The organism is Mesorhizobium sp. ISC15 (genome assembly GCF_037162615.1).
Taxonomy (GTDB): Bacteria; Pseudomonadota; Alphaproteobacteria; order Rhizobiales; family Rhizobiaceae; genus Mesorhizobium; species Mesorhizobium mediterraneum.
This window is the reverse complement of record NZ_JAVSPX010000001.1, coordinates 2,542,190-2,560,750: the sequence shown is the minus strand read 5'-3', so window position 1 is coordinate 2,560,750 and position 18,561 is coordinate 2,542,190. Positions and strand designations below refer to the sequence as shown.

The window sequence follows — 18,561 nt, the reverse complement described above, 5'->3', positions numbered from 1 at the left end:
CGGCCTTCATCCACAACTCTCCCGGCCGCATCGAAGCGTCCGGGTCATTCGTTTCCTTGAGCCTCATGCCCCAGAGAATTGCCGAGCTTCTGTCGCGGCTGGAAAAGCGGCTGGACAGATCCGCGATTGTCTCGGCCGAAGAGGCCGGACCGCGCTATCAGGAAGACCCGGACGGCAAGGACGGCGCCCCGCCGGCGATCGTCCTGCGTCCGCGCACGGCCGGCGAAGTGTCCGACATTCTGCGCCTGTGCAATGAGGTCGGGCAGCGGCTTGTCGTCCAGGGCGGCCGGACCGGGCTTGCCGGTGCGGCGCGCATTCAGCCCGGCGAAGCGGTGCTGTCGCTGGAGTGCATGACGGCGATCGAGGCGCCCGACCGCGAAGCGGCGACGATCATCGCCGGGGCCGGCGCGCCGCTGCAAATGGTGCAGGAAGCGGCCGACGCGGCCGGCTTGCTGTTCGGCGTCGACATCGGCGCGCGCGGCACGGCCACGGTCGGCGGTAATGTCGCCACCAATGCCGGCGGCATCCGCGTGCTGCGCTACGGCATGTACCGCGCGCAGGTGCTCGGCCTCGAGGCCGTGCTTGCCGACGGCAGCATCCTGACCTCGCTCAAAGGCTTGCCCAAGGATAATTCCGGCTATGACCTCAACCAGCTCTTCATCGGCAGCGAAGGCACGCTCGGCGTCATCACGCGCGCCTGCCTGCGGCTGCACCCAAAGCCGGCCACCGAGGTCAATGCCTTCTGCGCGCTCGCCTCGCTGGATGCGGCGATCGCGCTGCTCGGGCTGCTCAGGCAGAAGCTCGGACCGTTGCTCTCGGCCTATGAGGTCAATTTCGCGCCGCTCTACGGCGCCATGGTCGCCGGCATGGACGCGCCGGCGCCGCTGCCGGTCGGCTCGCCCGTCTATGTACTCGCCGAGATACAGGGCCATGAGCCCGACCGCGACGGCGAACGTTTTGCCGCCGTGCTGATGCAGGCGGTCGAGGACGGCGTCATCGACGACGTGGTCGTCTCGCAGTCGCCGCGCGAATTCCGCGCGCTCTGGGCGGTGCGAGAGGACGCCAATCGTTTTCTGTTTTCGATGAAAGGCCTGATCGGCGTCGACATCAGCATCCCGCTGGCGAGGATGGGGACTTTCCTGCAGGAAGCGGAAGCCGCGATCCGGGCAATCGATCCCAGCGCCGACATCTATGTCTTCGGCCATCTCGGTGATGGCAATCTGCACTATCAGGTTCGCACCGTGGATCCGGCTGCGACGTATGACATCGTCTATCGTGGCGTGGCCGCGTCCGGCGGCGGCGTCTCGGCCGAGCATGGCATCGGCCTCGACAAGAAGGAATGGCTGCATCTGGCGCGCAGCGATGCCGAGATCGCGGCCATGCGGCGCTTGAAAGCGGCCTTCGACCCGAACAATATCCTCAATGCCGGGCGGGTCTTCGACCTCGCGCCGGTGGATGTTGCGCGTGAAGGAATGCCCCAATGACGGCTGCCGCTCTCCCGAAAAGCGGACAAGCGAATGCGGTTCCGGCCAGCCTTGACGACCGCTATGTTCTGGAACGCGGCCGCATCCTGGTCTCGGGCACGCAGGCGCTGGTACGGCTGCCGCTTGTCCAGCGCCAGCGTGACCTGGCCGCCGGCCTCAACACGGCCGGCTATGTCTCGGGCTATCGCGGCTCGCCGCTGGCCGGTTTCGACCGCGAGATGCAGCGCGCCGGCAAATATCTCAGGGCAAACCACGTCGTCTTCCATCCCGGCCTCAACGAGGACATGGCCGCGACCGCCGTCTGGGGCACGCAGCAGACCGGCATGTTCGCGGGTTCGCGCTATGATGGCGTGTTTTCCATGTGGTACGGCAAGGGTCCCGGTGTCGACCGGACGATGGACGTCATCCGTCATGCCAATGCCGTCGGCACCAACCGACATGGCGGCGTGCTGCTGCTGGTCGGCGACGATCACGGCGCCGTCTCGTCAACGCTGCCGCACCAGAGCGAGCACAATCTGATCTCGGCCATGGTGCCGCTGCTGTCGCCGGGCGGCGTCGACGAATATATCGACTACGGCCTGCTCGGCTGGGCGATGAGCCGTTATTCCGGCGCCTGGATCGGCTTCAAGTGCCAGACCGAGATCGTCGAATGCACGGCGACCGTCGACGTCGATCCGGCGCGGCTTGGTATCGTTACACCAGAGCTGCCACTCCCCGCCGACGGCCTGTCGCTGCGCTGGCCGGATGGCCCGCATGCGATGGAGCGCCGCATCGAGCACAAGATGGCGGCGGTGCATGCCTTTGCCCGTGCCAACGGTATCGACCGTATCGTGCATGGCGGCAGCAAGGCGCGGCTCGGCATCGTCTCGACCGGCAAGTCATGGCTCGATCTGCTTGGCGCGCTGTCGGCGCTCGGGATCGACGAGCGGCGCGCGGCCGAGCTCGGCATCCGGCTGTACAAGGTCGGCATGGTCTGGCCGCTCGAGCCGGAGGGGCTAAAGGCCTTCTCGCAAGGGCTGGAGGAAATCCTCGTCGTTGAGGAGAAGCGGCCGGTGCTCGAGGACCAGATCAAGGCGCTGCTGTTCAACGCACCCAATCGCCCTCGCGTCTTCGGCAAAACGGACGAGCGCGGCGCGCCGCTGCTGCCTTCCATCGGCGAGATCAGCGCCGTTTCGGTCGCCCGCGCCATCGTCTCGCGGCTCGGCGTGCCGGACGCGGAGCTTGGCCTGCACGTGAAGACAATCGAGGCCGTCGCGGCGTCAGCACCCGGCGAGGTGATCGCGCTGAAGCGCGATCCCTATTTCTGCTCCGGCTGCCCGCACTCGATCTCCACCGTGGTGCCCGATGGCAGCCGCGCCTCGACCGGCATCGGTTGCCACATGATGGTCATCGGCATGGAGCGCGAGACCTCCACCTTCACCCAGATGGGCGGCGAAGGGGGCTCATGGATCGGCCTCTCACCGTTCACCGACGAGAGGCACATTTTCGTCAATATGGGCGACGGCACCTATTTCCATTCCGGACTGCTGGCGATCCGAGCTGCCATCGCCGCCAAGGTCAGCGCCACCTACAAGATCCTCTACAACGATGCCGTCGCCATGACCGGCGGCCAGCGTCATGACGGCGAGGTTTCCGTGCCCTCCATCGTCGAGCAGACGCTGGCGGAGGGCGCGAAACGCGTGGTCGTGGTGTCCGAAAAGCCTGAGGCCTGGGCGGGCGTCCTGCCGCGGTCCGTGACCATCCACCATCGCGACGAGCTCGACGCCGTGCAGCGCGAGCTCAGGGAGATCGAAGGCGTGACGGTGCTGGTTTTCGACCAGGTCTGCGCCGCCGAAAAACGCCGCCGGCGCAAGCGCGGCGCCTATCCGGTCTCGCCAAAACGGGCCTTCATCAACGAGCTGGTCTGCGAAGGCTGCGGCGATTGCTCGGCCGTCTCCAACTGCATTTCGATCGAGCCTGAGGAGACCGAGTTCGGCCGCAAGCGGAGGATCAACCAGTCGAGCTGCAACACCGACCTGTCCTGCATCAAGGGCTTTTGCCCGAGCTTCGTGACCGTGGAAGGCGGCACGATCCGCAAGCCGAAAGCGCGCGCGGTGACGGCTGGTTCCGGTGAATTGCCGATGCCGGCGCTGGCGGCGCTCGACCGCCCCTACAACATGCTGCTGGCCGGCATTGGCGGCACCGGCGTCATCACGGTCAGCGCCATTCTGTCCCAGGCGGCGCATCTCGACGGGCTCGGCCTTCTGACCCTCGACCAGACCGGGCTGGCGCAAAAGAACGGCGCGGTGATCTCGCATATCAGGCTGGCGCGAGACCCCGACTTGCTCAACACGGTCAGGATAGGCCCAGGCGAGGCCGATCTGGTGCTTGGCTTCGACATCGTCGTCTCTGCGTCCGCGACATCGCTCTCGACCTTTGCGCATGGCCGCACAAGAGCCGTGCTCGACGATCATTTCGCGCCGACCGCCTCCTTCGTGCAGAACACCGCGATCGACTTCCGCCAGGAAGCGACGCTGAAGCAATTGCGCCGGGCAGCCGGCGAGGAGGCGGTCACGCTGGTTTCGGCGACGAAGCTTGGCCTCGCGCTGATGGGCGACGCCATCGCCGCGAACATGTTCCTGCTCGGCAATGCCTGGCAGCGCGGACTGGTGCCGATCAGCCTGACATCGATCGACAGAGCGATCGAGATGAACGGCGCGGGCGTCGCCATGAACCATGCTGCCTTCGGCTGGGGCCGCCGCGCGGCGATCGACCTTGCGGCGGTGCTGAATACGGCGCAGATAGGCAGCGCCGAGGCGACGAAGCCAGAGACGCTCGACGCCATGGTTGCGCGCCGGATGGCATTCCTGACCGATTATCAGAATGCTGCCTACGCAAACCGCTACCGCAAGCTGGTGGAGACCGCCCGCGCGGCCGAAGCCGGGACCTCAGCCGGCTCCGAGGATTTTGCCAAAGCCGTGGCGGTCGGGGCCTTCAAGCTGATGGCCTACAAGGATGAATATGAGGTGGCGCGGCTACATCGCGATCAATCCTTCAGGAAAAAACTGGCCGAGCAGTTCGAGGGCGATTTCAGGATCAGGCATCATCTCGCTCCGCCGATGATTTCGCGCATCGACCCACGCACCGGCCATCCTGGCAAGATCGCTTTCGGCACCTGGATCAATCCGGTTTTCGCCATGCTGGCGCGGCTGAAGGGCCTGCGCGGAACACGCTTCGATCCGTTTGGGCGCACCGAAGAGCGGCGGATGGAACGGCGCCTGATGGAGGAATATGAAGGCCTGATAGCAGATCTTTCGGCGCGGCTGACGCAGGGCAATCATGCCGTCGCGACCGAGCTTGCCCGGCTGCCGGAAGAGGTGCGCGGCTTCGGCCACGTCAAGATGGCGGCGGTCGAACGTTTCGAGGCAAGGAAGAAAGCGCTGCTGGCAAAATTGGGCAGGGAAAGCCGGTTGGAGACGGCGGCGTGACTATTCCGCTCTCGGAATGACCAGCGCATCGAGAACGCAGACGCCCTTCTCGAACACGACGACCGGATTGAGGTCGACAGCCTCGATCAGATGGCCGTAGCGGCCGGCGAAATCGGACAGCGCCAGGATCGTCTCGACCAGCGCTTGCCTGTCGGCTTGCGGCGCACCGCGATAGCCCTCGAGCAGAGGGCCTAGTCGTGTCCGATCGATCAGCGCCTCGGCCGACTTGCAATCGATCGGCAGCAGATCGAATGCGGCGTCCTTGACCAGCTCGACAAGAACGCCGCCGATGCCGACGACGATACCGAGGCCGAACGGCTCGTGCCGGATGAGGCCGACCAGCACTTCGACGCCGCGCCCGGCCATTTCCTGCACCACCACGCCACGCAGTTCCGCACCCGGTGCGTAGGCCCCGGCATTTTGCATGATCGCCGTGAAGGCTTCGGCAGCTTCGGCTGCACTGCCTATGCCGAGCTGCACGCCGCCGGCTTCGGTCTTGTGGAGAATGTCAGGCGATTCGATTTTCAGCACGATCGGAAAGCCGATCGCCTCTGCAGCCTCGCCTGCCTCTTGCGCCGTTACCGCCTGACGCTCGCGCGTCACTCTCAGACCGTTCTCGGCCAGCAACTGCTTGGCCTCCCGCTCGATCAGCTTCTTGCCGGCAGCAAGACGCTTTGCCCACGGATCGTTTTCGCCGGCCGGTTCGATCGCCGGGGCGTTCGGTATCGTGGCGCCGGTCGCGTCCAGCAGCCGCCGCACGGCACGCAGCGCAGCACGTGTGCCGTTGAGCACCGGCACGCCGGCAAGCCTGTCCCGGACCACGGGATGGTGTCCGGAGGAGAGATTGCTCATGAAGATGACGGGAACGGTCGCATCCTTTGCGTAAGCGGCAACGGCGTCGGCAATGCCGACATATTCGGCAGCGCCGCCGGCATCGAGGCCGACAGGCGCGTCTTGCGCGGCGACGATCAGGCCGACGGCGGGATCCTGCGCCAAGATGTCGAACACGCGGCGATAGATCGCGCCATCGGCGAAAACCACGCCCGTGGTGTCGACCGGGTTCTGCGGCGTGGCGAAGGGCGGCAGCAAGGCCTTCAGCCGCGCGATGGTGTTTTGCGAAAACTCCGGGAGGTCGATGCCGACCTGGTCGGCGATGTCGGAGACATGGGCGACACCGCCACCGCTGACCCCAACGACCGCGACGCCCCTGCGCCTTGGCCTGGCCTTCAGCGACAGGCAGAGCGCGGCGGTCTCGACGAACTCGTCCATGTCGGCGACCTCGATCACGCCGGTCCGCCGGAAGAAGGCTTCATAGGCCTCGTTGGCGGCAGCGAGCGAACCGGTATGCGCGGCGGTGGCTTCCGCGCCCTTGCTGGACTTGCCAACGCGCAGGGCAATCACTTGCTTTCCGGCGGCATGCACCGCCTGCATCGCCGAGGTGAAGGCGGCGGGATCGCGGATCGCTTCCACGACAAGTCCGATGACGCGCGTCGCCTCATCGTCGGCGAGATAAGAAAGAAAGTTGGGAAGATCGGTCGCCGCGCTATTACCCGACGATATGATGTGGCTCAAGCCGAAGCGTCCGGTGTTGGAGAGCGCGATGGCGCTGGCGCCGGAATGTGACAGAATGGCGAGCTGGCCTTTCCTGAGATTGGCCGACAGCGTCGAGGAATAGAGCGCTGCACCGCTTTGCAGATTGAACAGGCCGAGGCAGTTCGGCCCGCAAATCGCCATGCCGTATTTTCGCGCGATCCCGACCAGCGCCTGCTGGCGCGCTTTGCCCTCGTCGTCGGTTTCGGCAAAGCCGCTGGCAAGCACGACAGCCGCCTTGACGCCGGCCTTGCCGGCTTCTTCAAGCGCACTCAGAACGTGAGCCGCGCCGATGCCAATCACCGCCACGTCCGCCGGCGCATCGAGCCGGTCGAGCGACGGAATGGCCGGAATGCCGAACACCTTTTCGGCCTTCGGATGCACGGGGATGATGGTGCCGGAGAATCCGAACGCCATCAAATTGCGCATGACGTAGCTCGACGACGCGTCAGCCCGTTCCGTAGCACCGATGACGGCGACCGAACGCGGCGCCATCAGCGCCCGCATCGCCTCATGCGAAGCGGCGAGGTCGGTCACGGCTCAGTCGAGGCCCTTGAACGGACCGTCACGGAAAGCGAGATATTCCTTGAGGCTCATCTTGGCGAGGTTGGCCATCCATTCACGGCCTTGCTTGGTGACATGCAGTGCTGCGATCGCCTCGATATTGTATTGGAAGGACGGCAGCAGCCCGGCCACCATCTGCTGGTTGTTGATCGACGCCTTGGTGAACTTCAGCGCCGGAACCGGCATGCGCGCCAGCTTGCGGGCGAGGTTTTCCGTCTTTTCCTTCAACTGATCGGCCGGCACGATCCGGTTGATCAGATGCATGCGCAGCGCCTCCTCGGCGTCGACAAGGTCGCCCGTATACATCAGCCAACGCACGTCGCGCGTGGCGAGCAGCCAAGGCATCATCAGCGCCGGCGGCCCGGAATTGTGGCGCACCTCAGGCTCGCCGAATTTCGCATTGTCGGCGGCGATCGCCAGGTCGCAGCACATCATCAGTTCCAGCGCACCGGCCAGCGCATAGCCGTTGACCGACGCGATGACCGGGATCGGCGCGCGCCAGATGTTGAGCAGCGCTTCAGCGTTCTCGCCCATGTCCTCGCGCCAGAAATCGATGTCGACATCGAAGTCGCCGCCCTGCAGATCGTAGCCGGAGGAGAAGGCACGGCCGGCGCCGGTGATCACCAGCGCGTTGATATCAGGATCGGCAACGGCGGCGGCGAGTGCCTTGTCGATCTCGCGGATCACCGTCTTGTTCATCGCATTGAGCTTGTCGGGACGATTGATGGTGATCGTCGCGAATTTGTCGGTCGCGTCCTTCTCGTAAAGGATCGTCTCGTAGGTGGCCTGCTCGCTCATGCGGTTCTCCTGGTATTTTCGGCAGTCGGAAATCGGAGGTCAGTGAAGCCGGGCTGAGAGTTGACCTTGTCTACGCGGCCATGCGCTTCAGCCGCGCATGCGCCACGGCGATGCGAGCGGCGAGCTCGGCGTTGTTGCGGACCAGCGCGATATTGGCCTTCAGGCTGCGGCCTTGCGAAAGCTCGTTGATGCGGGCGAGCAAGAACGGCGTCAATTCCTTGCGTCCGATGCCGCGTTGTTCGGCTTCCGCCACAGCCGCAGCGATCGTGCCGTCGATGAAGGCCGGATCGAGCGCATCCACTTCCGGAATTGGATTGGCAACGAGGATGCCGGTGCCCGAGCCGATCTGCTCGTGCAGCAGCATGGCCCTAGCAATCTCCTCCGGCGTGTCGAGGCGATGATCGGCTTTCAGTCCGCTGGAGCGCGTATAGAAGGCCGGAAAATCATCGCTCTGATAGGCGATCACCGGCACGCGCTGGGTCTCCAGATATTCCAGCGTTTTTGCGATATCGAGGATCGATTTCACGCCGGCGCAGACGACCGTGGTGCCGGTCTGCCCGAGTTCGGTCAGGTCGGCCGAGATATCAAAAGTGGCCTCGGCGCCGCGATGCACGCCGCCGACGCCGCCCGTCGCGAAAATGCCGATGCCTGCCAATGCTGCGATCCGCATCGTCGCCGAGACCGTGGTGCCGGCCGATCCGCCGCCCACCATGATTGCCGCGAGGTCGCGCCCGGAGGCCTTGACCACGTCTTTTGCCGCTGCCAGCTGCTCCAGCTCTCGGTCGTCAAGCCCGACCTTGATCTTGCCGGCGACTACCGCGATCGTGGCGGGAACAGCGCCGTTCTCGCGCACCACGGTTTCAACACCGCGGGCGGTCTCCAGATTGGCCGGATAAGGCATGCCATGGGTGATGATCGTCGATTCCAACGCCACCACCGCACGGCCTTCCCGAAGTGCTGCCGCAACTTCGTCGTTCAGGTGGAGAAGGGAAGTTTTCATCGTCGTCTCGCTTTCAGGGTCGTCTCGCTTTCAAGCGGGAATGCGGTACATGCCGGCGGTGAGGAAGCGCGGCGACAGATCGGGATGAACGCTGGATTCACTCTCGGTGGTCAGCGTGGCGAGCAGCGCGCCGGTGCGCGCTGCGTGGGGCACGGGATCGCCCGAAAGCACCTTGTACATGGTGCCGGCAATCATCGCATCGCCGGCGCCGGTGATGTCGACGGCCCGCGCTGGCACGGAGCGCATCGTCGCCACGCCGCTCTCGGTCGCGACAGCAAATCCATGCGCGCCCATGGTCACGATCACTTCGCTGGCACCGGCCGCGCGCAAGGCAGCGGCAGCGTCTTTAGGCTTCAGCCGCTTGTCGGCATCGGTGATGCCAAGCATCGTATTGGCCTCGTCGTGATTGGTGAACAACAGGTCGATGCCGGTCAGGTCCTTCGGCAGACGTGCCGATTTCGGCGACGACACCGTATCGACGGCGAGCTTGAAACGCGCGCCCTGCTTGCGTGACATCAGCGCGGCGATCGTCGCGGCCGGCAGGTTGCAGTCGATGAACACCCAAGTCGCCGAAGCCAGATGCGGCCAGAAGCGGTCGAGATAGGACGGTGAAAACAGATCGAAAATCTCCATGTCGGCGATGCCAAGCACGAGATCGTTGTTGAGATCGAGGATGGCCGCGTATTCGGCCGTCGGCCGCTCCGTCGTGGTGATCACCTGGCTGACGTCGGCGCCGAGATCGCGCAAATGCCGCACCAGAGAGCGGCCGGTTTCATCATCGCCGACAATCGAGACGAAGCTTACGTCGACACCGAGGCGGACAAGGTTCTCGGTGACGTTGCGGGCGACCCCGCCGAAGCTGCGATAGCCGTCGACAGGGTTCGACGTCTCGAAAATCAGATCCTTCTTGGCGTGGTACTTGCGGTCCAGCACCGCGCCACCGATGCAAATCATGCGCTTGGAAGCCGGCAACACGTAGCCGCGGCCGAGAATATAGCCCTTGTTGACGAGCTGCACGATGTGGGCCGCGACGGTCGAACGGGCAATGCCGAGCGCGGTCGCTATGTCCTGCTGGCCGGCGAACGGGTTCGCCGCGATGAGATCCAGAACCGCTTGTTCCTGTGCTCCAAGGTCGTCCATCGTCTCACCCGGCCCGTCCAATTCGTCGCTGAACATTTTCGATATGGACAACAACAGATGATCTTGTCAACATTCGTTTGTAGCTATAACGTCCATCAAACCGGCGTTTCCCCGGCTTCTCTCGAAGCGGGGACAAGGCACTAGAGAAGGCACAGCGATGCGCATGCGAGATCATCCGCCCTGCCCGCTTTCACTGCTTCAACATCCTGAAGCGGCCATGCCTGGTTTTCGCCTTCTGCGTTTGACAATTCCAACAGGAAGGTGATCGCGATCATGCAGCCTGCGCCTCAAGTCGAAGCAACAGATCAGGGCGAAGCGACAGATCAGGGGATTCCCGTCGTCGATGTCGGGCCTTTCATTCGCGGCGAGGCCGGCGCCGGCGCTGTCGTCAGGGCTATCGAGACCGCCTGCCGGACCACCGGCTTCTTTCTGGTCACCGGCCATGGCGTGTCGCCGGAAAGGACGATGCGGCTCTATAATCTGGCGCGCGCCTTCTTCGATCTTCCAGAGGACTACAAGCGCAACCACGGGCGCGGAACCGGCCTGAACGGCGGCGTCGCCTTCTCGCCGATCGCCGACGAAGCGCTGGCCGCCACCAAGGGCATCAAGACACCCGGCGATTACAAGGAAAGCCTGAATTTCGGTCTGCGCCTCAACGGCGACACTTGGCCGGACCAGCCCGAAGGTATCGAGAGCGCCTTTCGTGATTATTTCTCCGAAATGGAGTCGCTTGCCGGGCATCTGCGCCGGATCTTCTGCCAGGCGATCGGCCTCGAGCCCGACTATTTCGAGCCAGCTTTCGAGAACCATCTGTCGGCATTGCGGGTCATCAATTATCCCGAGCAGGAATTGGACCCCCTGCCCGGCCAGCTTCGCGCCGGCGTCCACACCGACTACGGCTTCATGACCATCCTGCGTTCGGAAGCATCGTCCGGCGGCTTGCAGGTGCAAACACGCGACGGCCGCTGGCTCGATGCGCCGTCGATCGACGGCGCCTATGTCGTCAACATCGCCGATGCCTTCATGCGCTGGAGCAACGACGAATGGGTCTCGACGCCGCACCGCGTCGCCAATCCGCCGCGCAACAGGAAAGGCAGCTCGCGCCGCCAGTCGATCCCGTTCTTCGTCAACCCCAGCAAGGAAACGATGATCTCCTGCCTGGAGCCGTTCTGCGCGGACGGCAAGCAGGCCAAGTATGAGCCGATCACCTATGGAGACTATATCGAGCTGAAGACGAAACAGGCATTCGGCCGCTGACCGAAGCCGGGGCTCGGGCGCAATCGCCCTCGCCAAGCTCAGCCGGACGGCTCCAAAAACGACCGTCCCAAAGAACGAATTGATTCAAGAAATCAACAAGGGGAATTGTGATGACGAAATTCACCAGAAGACAGACGGTTGCCGGCATGGGCGCGATCGGCGCCGCCGGGCTCATCGGAATGCCAGCCATCGCACAGGAGAAGACGCTGATCGTGCCGACGCTCGGCGGCGTCTGGGAACAGTTCTGGCGCTCGACCATCGCCACGGCCTTCGAGAAGGCCTCGGGCGCCAAGGTGACGCTCGATGTCGGCAATGGCCGCGTCTTCGGTGCCAATCTGCGTGCCGCCGGCGTCGACAAGCCGCCCTACTCCATCATCATGACCAATGAGGTGTTCGCGTCCGGCCTGCGCAAGGAGGGCTTCTTCGAAAAACTCGATTTGGCCAAGCTGCCGAACTACAACGACCTCTATCCGCTGGCCAAGATCGCCGACGGTTTCGGCGCCACCGGCGCCATCTCGCCGATCGGCATCGGCTACCGCACCGATCTGGTGCAGACGCCGCCCAAGGCGTGGAAGGACCTCTGGAGCAACGAGGAATTCAAGGGCCGGATCGGCCTCTATAATTTCGCCAACAGCGCCGGCAAGATGGAGCTGCTGCTGGCCTCGAAGATCTTCGGCAAGGACCAGTATGATGTCGATGCCGGCTTTGACGCTCTCGCCAAGCTCGGCCAGGTGATCCAGGTCGACTTCAACCTCTCCACGGCTTTGTCCTCAGGCGAAATCGTCGTCGCGCCGTTCGATTTCGGCGAGATCGCGCGGCTGCGCAAGCAGGGCCTGCCGGTCGAATGCGTCGTTCCCGAGGAAGGCATGTTCATGTTCGACCAGACGGTCTCGATCCTGGCCAATGGACCGGAAAAGGAGCTGGCCTATCAATATGCTGACTTCCTGCTGTCGCCGGAAATCCAGATGCTGATGGCGAAGGAATTCTTCGTGTCGCCGACCAACTCCAAGGTGGTCATTCCGGACGACCTCAAGGCCGACGTGCCGGTCTCGGGCGAGGCAATGACCAAGATACTCACCTGGGACTGGGATTTCGTCAACGAGAAGCAGGGCGAGCTGGCCGAGCGCTGGGCCAAGACGATCCTTTAAGGGCTGACATTGAACTTGGGATGGCGCGTCTCGCTTTCGGGGCGCGCCTCCCGCCAGCCGCGCCGCACCTGCGGTGGCGGTCGATCGCCTGTGAAGTGGAGCATTCATGACCGAGGTTAGCATCGAGCGGCTGACCAAGACCTTCGGCAGCGCACGCGCGGTCGACGGCATCTCGATCCGCATCGCCGATGGCGAGTTCATTTCGCTGCTCGGTCCGTCGGGCTGCGGCAAGACGACGACGCTGAAGATGATCGCCGGCTTCGAGGAGGCGAGCGAAGGCGCGATCCGCTTCGACGGCAAGGACGTCGTCAACGTGCCGGCCGAAAAGCGCGATATCGGCATGGTGTTCCAGAACTACGCGCTGTTTCCGCACATGACGGTGGACCAGAACCTCGCCTTCGGGCTGGAGATGCGCAAGATCGCCAAGCCCGAAATGCGCAGCCGCATCGCCAAGGTGCTCGATATGGTGCAGCTCGGCGGCTATTCCGAGCGCTTTCCGAACCAGCTTTCCGGCGGTCAGCAGCAGCGCGTGGCGCTGGCGCGCGCGCTGGTCATCGAACCCAAGATCCTGCTGCTCGACGAGCCGCTCGCCAATCTCGACGCCAAGCTGCGCGAGGAAATGCGTGTCTTCATCCGCGACCTGCAGCGCCGCGTCGGCATCACCACCGTCTATGTCACGCATGACCAGGCCGAGGCGATGACGATGTCCGACCGGGTCGTGGTCATGTTCGGCGGCCGCATCGCCCAGATCGGGGCGCCGTCCGACATTTATGAGCGCCCCGAAAATCTCGAGGTCGCGCAATTCGTCGGCCAAGTGAACCTGATCAAGGGCACGGTCAGTGGGAAGGCGGAAGTCGGCAAAAGCCGCGTCACGTCCGTCTTTGGCGAAGTCGCCGTCGACAGCCGCGAAGACTATGCGTCGGGCACCGCCGTCACATTGTCGCTGCGCCCGGAGGCGATCGAGCTCAGGCCCGCAGGTCAGGGCGGCGCACCGGGAAAGGTTGCCGCGCGCTACTATTCCGGCAGCATCATCGATTACCGCGTCGCCCTCGATTCCGGAGAGACGCTGCACGTCCAGACCTTTCCGAACATTCGGATTGCCGAAGGCGACCGCGTCAGCGTGCACGCGCCGGCGGATGGGTTCTGGCTGCTCGGGGCAGCAAAATGAGGGCGGCGCGCCGCAAGGGCCTTGGACCGCTGGTCCTGATCGCGCCGGCGGCGGTGCTGCTCGGCATCTTTCTCATCCTGCCCTACCTCAACATCGTGGTGATGAGCTTTCGCATGCCGGGGCAAGGCACGCCTTACGGCCCGGGCTTCACGACAGGCAATTACACCAAGTTCTTCGCCGACAGTTTCTACCTGCACCAGGTCGCCAACACGCTGTGGATCGGCCTGCTCACCACCGCGATCTGCCTTGTCGTCGGTTTTCCCGTCGCCTGGCAATTGGCGCGCGGCACCATGCGCTTTCGCGCACTTGCCTACGGGCTGGTGCTGTCGCCGCTGCTGGTCGGCATCGTCATCCGCTCCTATGGCTGGACGATTCTTTTGGGCAATGCCGGCCTCATCAACCGCACGCTGACCGGCATGGGCCTCATCGATCGCCCGCTGCCGCTGATGTACAATGCGCTCGGCATCGTCATCGCGCTGGTCCATGTCTTCCTGCCCTTCATGATCCTGCCGATCATGGCGGGGATCCAGGGCGTCGACCCGTCGCTGGAATCGGCGGCGCGCTCGCTCGGCGCCTCACGCTTCACCGCCTTCCGCCGCATCGTCCTGCCGCTGTGCACGCCAGGCATCCAGGCCGGCTGCATCCTCGTGTTCGTGCTGTCGCTCAGCGCCTATGTGACGCCGTCGCTGATCGGCGGCCTCAGGGTCAAGACCATGGCCGTCACCGTCGTCGATGCGCTGATCGACACGTTCCAGTGGCCATGGGGCTCGGCGCTTGCGCTGATGTTGTCCGTCACCGGCGCGCTCTGCGTCGTCATCTTCGCGCGGCTGACCCGCATGAAATGGAAGGTGGCGCGACCATGAAGCGGCCGGTGCTCACGCTCTACTGCCTGCTGGTCTACGCGTTTCTGCTGGCGCCTATCGTGGTCGTCGTCGGCGCTTCCTTCAATGCCGGCAATTTTCTGACGTTCCCGCCCCAGGGCTTGTCGCTGCGCTGGTATGTGACGTTCTTCAACAACGACGTGTTCATGCGCGCGATCCGCACCTCGCTGTGGGTGGCGGCGGTCGCCACCGTCATCTCCGGAACCATCGGCACCATGGCCGCGCTCTACTACGTCCAGCATGCCGGCCGCTGGAAGGAAACGGTGCGCGTCGCCATGCTGGCGCCGCTGCTGCTGCCCGAAGTGCTGACGGCGATCGCGCTGCTGTTCTTCGTCTATGCGATCGGCATCGGCACCACGACCATGATCGGCATGGTCGCCGGCCATGTGCTGATCACTTTGCCCTTCGTCTTCATCAACGTCTCGGCCTCGCTGGAAAGCTTCGACCCGTCCTGGGACATGGCGGCGCGCTCGCTGGGCGCCGACCGCCTGACAAGGTTTCGCCGCATCATGCTGCCGCTGATCAAGCCCGGCGTCATCGGCGGCGCGCTGTTTGCCTTCATCATATCCTTCGACACTTTCACCATCTCGTTCATGCTGAAGGGAATCGGGACGTCGACGCTGCCGATCCAGCTGTTCGACTATCTGCGCACCAACTTCACGCCGGAAGCCGCAGCCGTCTCGACCGTATCGATCGTGCTGACGCTGGCGGTGGTGATCGTCTCGGAGAAAGTGCTGGGCCTGCGCATCCATCGCTTCTGAGATGATGCTGCGCTTGTCATCTGCAACACACCGGCAGCGCTATGATCGATCCGCCTTCAGCACCGAGACGGCCACTTCGCTGTTGTGGACATATTCATTGGCGTCCGGCTGCTTTTGCACGAGCAGGATGAACAGCAAGTCGGTCAGCGTCAGCTGCGCATCGCGTGCGGTGATGGACGAGGAGCGTGCACGCTCTTCGTCGGCGATAGTGTAGAGGCGGATGTCGGCGACGCGGCTCAACGGATTGTCATGCAGGCCGGTGACGGCGATCACCGTCGTGCCGCGCTTGCGGGCAAGTTCGGCTATCCGCAAGGTTTCGATGCTGGCACCGGAATAGGAGAGCGCGAACAGCACGTCGCCGGGTCCGAGCGTCGAGACATTGGCCATCTGCACATGGCTGTCGCTGTCGTGCAGCACATTACGGCCGAGCTTCATCAGCTTGTAGGAGAAATCGCGCGCCACCAGCGAGGAGGCGCCGACGCCGACCAGATGAATGCGACGCGCGCGGTCCAGCATTTCCAACGCCCTGGAGATGATCCGCTCGCTGTTGGCGGCGACGGTCTGCTGCATTGACAGAAGCTTGCTGCCGGTCAGCTTCTTCAGGATGATCTGGTAGCTGTCGCCGACCTCGATCGAGCCGTGGATCACTCCAGCCGGCACTTGCCATTCCTGCAACTTCGCCTCGCTGACCGCGAGCTTGAGTTCCTGATAGCTGGAATAACCCAGCTTCTGGCTGAACTTGACGACGCTCGACTGGCTGCGGCCGATCTCTGCCGCGAGAGCCGCCGTCGACAGGCGCAGCATCTGGTCCGGATGGTCGATGATGAATCGCCCGATCTGGCGATCACCGGGCGCCATGGTTTCGAGCTTGGCCTCGATCTTCTTCAGGACGGACATGTGTTCCCTTGTCGCCAGTTGCAGGCAATGCCAAACAAAGGAATAAATTATTCCGGCCACGATTGACAGCCAGGAATGATCCATCGACTCTCGAGCCGATGCGACCAGCCCAGATTCGGGCATGAAAGACTCCCCGCAAGCGCGTAAGCTCGCATAGATCTCAGGTCAGGTTCCAGAGCCATGGACAAATTGCGGATCGTCGGCGGGCAAAGGCTGCAAGGCGCGGTGACCATCTCCGGCGCGAAGAACGCAGCTTTGCCGCAGATAGCGGCAGCACTGCTCAGCCCCTATCCGCTGGAGCTGACGAACCTGCCTGATGTGACCGATGTGGAAAATATGCTTGGCGTGGTGAGACTGCACGGCGCCGAGATCACCAGATCGGCCCATGCCGCCACCATCGACACAAGTGCTGCCCTCTCGAAGGAGACGTCCTACGACACGGTCAGGCGCATGCGCGCGACGGTGCTTGTTCTTGGCCCGTTGCTTACCCGCTTCGGCCATGCCAGGGTTTCGCTGCCCGGCGGATGCGCGATCGGCGCACGGCCGGTCGACATGCATGTCGCGGCGCTCGCCGCCCTTGGCGCCAACATTGCCATCGAGAACGGGCTGATCGTCGCTTCAGCACCGAGCGGGTTGAGAGGCGCGCGCATCGTTTTGAGCTCGCCGTCGGTCGGAGCGACCGAAACCGCCATGATGGCCGCGACCGCGGCGAAGGGCGAGACCGAAATCCTCAATGCGGCGCGCGAACCGGAGGTGGCGGATCTCGCCGCCTGCCTGAACGCCATGGGCGCCCGGATCGAAGGCGCCGGCACGCACCGCATCCTGATCGAGGGCAGCAGCAACTGGCGTGCTGCCACGCACGACATCATCCCGGACCGGATCGAGGCCGGCACCTACGCGATTGCCGCGGCCATCACCGGCGGCCAGCTCGAGCTGACCCATGCGCGGCTCGAGCACATGGCATCGGTGGTGCAGCTGCTCGAGGCCACCGGCGTGAAAATCTGGCCCGGCGACCGCGGACTGATCGTGTCGAGGGACGGGCCGCTGAGGGCAGTCGACGTCACGACGGAACCCTATCCAGGCTTTCCGACCGATCTCCAGGCCCAGTTCATGGCATTGATGTGCTGTGCCGACGGCGCGGCGCTGTTGCGCGAGACGATCTTCGAGAACCGCTTCATGCATGTGCCTGAGCTGATGCGGCTCGGCGCCAACATCAAGCTGCAAGGGACCATGGCGCTGGTGCGCGGAGGCGAGAAGCTGAAAGGCGCGCAGGTGATGGCCACCGATCTGCGCGCTTCCGTCTCGCTGGTGCTGGCGGCGCTGATCTGCGAAGGCGAGACAGTCATCAACCGCGTCTACCACCTCGACCGTGGCTATGAGCAGCTGGACCGCAAGCTCCGCCTGTGCGGCGCCCAGATTGAGCGGATAAGCGGATGAGTGCCAGCGCGGCGTCTGCGCATTATTTCCTGGGCGTCGACGGCGGCGGAACCGGCTGCCGCGCCCGCATCGAAGACGAAGCGGGAACGGTGCTGGGGCAGGGCTTGTCGGGCCCGGCAACAACGCGGCTCGGCATCGACGCGGCCTGGGCCTCCGTTGCCAAAGCGTTTGACGCGGCGATCGAGGAGGCGGGTTTCGAGGCGGCTGAAATCGCCCGCATCCACGCGGGCATTGGCCTTGCCGGCATCGGGCGCAAGGGTGCGCTGGAGGCGTTTCGTGCGATCGCACATCCCTTTGCCAGCATCGACTTCGTCAGCGACGGCGTCGGTGCCTGCCTTGGCGCGCATTCGGGCCAGGACGGCGCCATCGTCATTGCCGGCACCGGCTCGATCGGCATCGGTTTTGTCGACGGGCGCGAGCTGCGCGTCGGCGGCTACGGTTTTCCGATCTCCGACGAGGGAAGCGGCGCCGATCTTGGACTGAAGGCCGTGCAGCTCGCCTTGCGCGCCCACGATGGCCGGCACGAGCGCACGGCGCTGCTGGCGGAGGTCATGCAGCGTTTCAAGGACGACCCGATCGAGGTGGTCGCCTGGATGGACCGCGCCACAGCGACAGACTATGCGGCCTTCGCACCCATGGTGATCCGCCACGCCGACCAGGGAGATTCGGTCGGACGACGCATCGTGCAAGGTGCGGCCGAGCAAGTCGATACTTTCGTGCGGGTGCTTTTCGAAAAAGGCGCGCCACGGGTGACGTTGCTTGGAGGGTTGTCCAGCCCGCTCGAGCCGTGGCTTTCTCCCGACGTCCGCCGGCGTCTGAAACCCGCCGATGGCGACGCGGTTTCAGGGGCCATCATCCTGGCCAAAAAGTCCCTCGGCGACCGATAGCGTCCCAACACAAGGAATGGAATATTATATTCCACTATCCGTTGACACTGCGAATAATCAATTCTAGAAAGTTAACAAGCAG

At 64.2% G+C, this 18,561-nt stretch carries 15 protein-coding genes; 9 read left to right on the top strand and 6 right to left on the bottom strand.

Annotated elements, in window-relative coordinates:
* Positions 1-65 precede the first annotated feature (65 nt).
* A complete protein-coding gene (locus RPG13_RS12345) occupies positions 66-1,484 on the top strand; it encodes an FAD-binding oxidoreductase (protein ID WP_337125124.1) in 1,419 nt (472 codons plus the stop codon).
* Positions 1,481-4,951 carry an indolepyruvate ferredoxin oxidoreductase family protein gene (locus RPG13_RS12340; RefSeq protein ID WP_337125123.1) on the top strand — a complete coding sequence of 1,157 codons (3,471 nt, stop codon included), beginning with the start codon at positions 1,481-1,483 and terminating at the stop codon, positions 4,949-4,951. The genes RPG13_RS12345 and RPG13_RS12340 overlap by 4 nt, the downstream gene beginning before the upstream one ends.
* Here RPG13_RS12340 and RPG13_RS12335 read toward each other — a convergent pair whose 3' ends face one another.
* From RPG13_RS12335 to RPG13_RS12315, 5 genes are all read right to left on the bottom strand, one after another.
* On the bottom strand, positions 4,952-7,078 hold the full coding sequence (locus RPG13_RS12335; protein WP_337125122.1) for an acetate--CoA ligase family protein: 2,127 nt from the start codon (positions 7,076-7,078) through the stop codon (positions 4,952-4,954).
* A gap of 3 nt (positions 7,079-7,081) precedes the next feature.
* Complete coding sequence (locus tag RPG13_RS12330) at positions 7,082-7,903, bottom strand: enoyl-CoA hydratase/isomerase family protein (RefSeq protein WP_127203660.1); 822 nt, start codon at positions 7,901-7,903, stop codon at positions 7,082-7,084.
* 70 nt (positions 7,904-7,973) lie between these two features.
* A complete protein-coding gene (locus RPG13_RS12325; RefSeq protein ID WP_337125121.1) occupies positions 7,974-8,903 on the bottom strand; it encodes a pseudouridine-5'-phosphate glycosidase in 930 nt (309 codons plus the stop codon).
* A gap of 30 nt (positions 8,904-8,933) precedes the next feature.
* Entirely contained in the window at positions 8,934-10,094 is a 1,161-nt protein-coding gene (locus tag RPG13_RS12320; protein ID WP_245467567.1) for a carbohydrate kinase, read from the bottom strand.
* Positions 10,095-10,183: 89 nt separating this feature from the next.
* Positions 10,184-10,318 (bottom strand): hypothetical protein, encoded by a 135-nt coding sequence (locus tag RPG13_RS12315; protein ID WP_292504741.1) that lies wholly within the window; start codon positions 10,316-10,318, stop codon positions 10,184-10,186.
* On the opposite strand from RPG13_RS12315, the gene RPG13_RS12310 reads away from it, so the two are divergent.
* The 5 genes from RPG13_RS12310 (at position 10,317) to RPG13_RS12290 (ending at position 15,258) form a co-directional block, all read left to right on the top strand.
* On the top strand, positions 10,317-11,300 hold the full coding sequence (locus tag RPG13_RS12310; protein ID WP_337125120.1) for an isopenicillin N synthase family dioxygenase: 984 nt from the start codon (positions 10,317-10,319) through the stop codon (positions 11,298-11,300). The two genes, RPG13_RS12315 and RPG13_RS12310, sit on opposite strands and share 2 nt — an antisense overlap.
* A 110-nt stretch (positions 11,301-11,410) precedes the next feature.
* Positions 11,411-12,448 (top strand): ABC transporter substrate-binding protein, encoded by a 1,038-nt coding sequence (locus tag RPG13_RS12305; RefSeq protein WP_337125119.1) that lies wholly within the window; start codon positions 11,411-11,413, stop codon positions 12,446-12,448.
* A gap of 106 nt (positions 12,449-12,554) precedes the next feature.
* Positions 12,555-13,616 carry an ABC transporter ATP-binding protein gene (locus RPG13_RS12300; RefSeq protein WP_337125118.1) on the top strand — a complete coding sequence of 354 codons (1,062 nt, stop codon included), beginning with the start codon at positions 12,555-12,557 and terminating at the stop codon, positions 13,614-13,616.
* Complete coding sequence (locus RPG13_RS12295) at positions 13,613-14,479, top strand: ABC transporter permease (RefSeq protein WP_095483821.1); 867 nt, start codon at positions 13,613-13,615, stop codon at positions 14,477-14,479. The genes RPG13_RS12300 and RPG13_RS12295 overlap by 4 nt, the downstream gene beginning before the upstream one ends.
* Complete coding sequence (locus RPG13_RS12290; RefSeq protein ID WP_337125117.1) at positions 14,476-15,258, top strand: ABC transporter permease; 783 nt, start codon at positions 14,476-14,478, stop codon at positions 15,256-15,258. The genes RPG13_RS12295 and RPG13_RS12290 overlap by 4 nt, the downstream gene beginning before the upstream one ends.
* Positions 15,259-15,297: 39 nt before the next feature.
* Here the strand turns inward: RPG13_RS12290 and RPG13_RS12285 are convergent, their stop codons facing one another.
* Entirely contained in the window at positions 15,298-16,155 is an 858-nt protein-coding gene (locus tag RPG13_RS12285; RefSeq protein ID WP_337125116.1) for a MurR/RpiR family transcriptional regulator, read from the bottom strand.
* 180 nt (positions 16,156-16,335) lie between these two features.
* On the opposite strand from RPG13_RS12285, the gene murA reads away from it, so the two are divergent.
* Both murA and RPG13_RS12275 read left to right on the top strand, forming a co-directional pair.
* A complete protein-coding gene (gene murA / locus RPG13_RS12280) occupies positions 16,336-17,592 on the top strand; it encodes a UDP-N-acetylglucosamine 1-carboxyvinyltransferase (protein WP_337125115.1) in 1,257 nt (418 codons plus the stop codon).
* The gene (locus tag RPG13_RS12275; RefSeq protein WP_337125114.1) at positions 17,589-18,479 is read left to right on the top strand and encodes an N-acetylglucosamine kinase; all 891 of its coding nucleotides are present in this window, start codon (positions 17,589-17,591) and stop codon (positions 18,477-18,479) included. The genes murA and RPG13_RS12275 overlap by 4 nt, the downstream gene beginning before the upstream one ends.
* Positions 18,480-18,561 lie beyond the last annotated feature (82 nt).

Coding starts and splice junctions, on each gene's coding strand:
- RPG13_RS12340 (WP_337125123.1), top strand. CDS start 1,481: ATGACGGCTGCCGCTCTCCCGAAAAGCGGACAAGCGAATGCGGTTCCG.
- RPG13_RS12305 (WP_337125119.1), top strand. CDS start 11,411: ATGACGAAATTCACCAGAAGACAGACGGTTGCCGGCATGGGCGCGATC.
- RPG13_RS12345 (WP_337125124.1), top strand. CDS start 66: ATGCCCCAGAGAATTGCCGAGCTTCTGTCGCGGCTGGAAAAGCGGCTG.
- RPG13_RS12315 (WP_292504741.1), bottom strand. CDS start 10,318: ATGATCGCGATCACCTTCCTGTTGGAATTGTCAAACGCAGAAGGCGAA.
- murA (WP_337125115.1), top strand. CDS start 16,336: ATGGACAAATTGCGGATCGTCGGCGGGCAAAGGCTGCAAGGCGCGGTG.
- RPG13_RS12310 (WP_337125120.1), top strand. CDS start 10,317: ATGCAGCCTGCGCCTCAAGTCGAAGCAACAGATCAGGGCGAAGCGACA.
- RPG13_RS12325 (WP_337125121.1), bottom strand. CDS start 8,903: ATGAAAACTTCCCTTCTCCACCTGAACGACGAAGTTGCGGCAGCACTT.
- RPG13_RS12295 (WP_095483821.1), top strand. CDS start 13,613: ATGAGGGCGGCGCGCCGCAAGGGCCTTGGACCGCTGGTCCTGATCGCG.
- RPG13_RS12285 (WP_337125116.1), bottom strand. CDS start 16,155: ATGTCCGTCCTGAAGAAGATCGAGGCCAAGCTCGAAACCATGGCGCCC.
- RPG13_RS12275 (WP_337125114.1), top strand. CDS start 17,589: ATGAGTGCCAGCGCGGCGTCTGCGCATTATTTCCTGGGCGTCGACGGC.
- RPG13_RS12290 (WP_337125117.1), top strand. CDS start 14,476: ATGAAGCGGCCGGTGCTCACGCTCTACTGCCTGCTGGTCTACGCGTTT.
- RPG13_RS12330 (WP_127203660.1), bottom strand. CDS start 7,903: ATGAGCGAGCAGGCCACCTACGAGACGATCCTTTACGAGAAGGACGCG.
- RPG13_RS12300 (WP_337125118.1), top strand. CDS start 12,555: ATGACCGAGGTTAGCATCGAGCGGCTGACCAAGACCTTCGGCAGCGCA.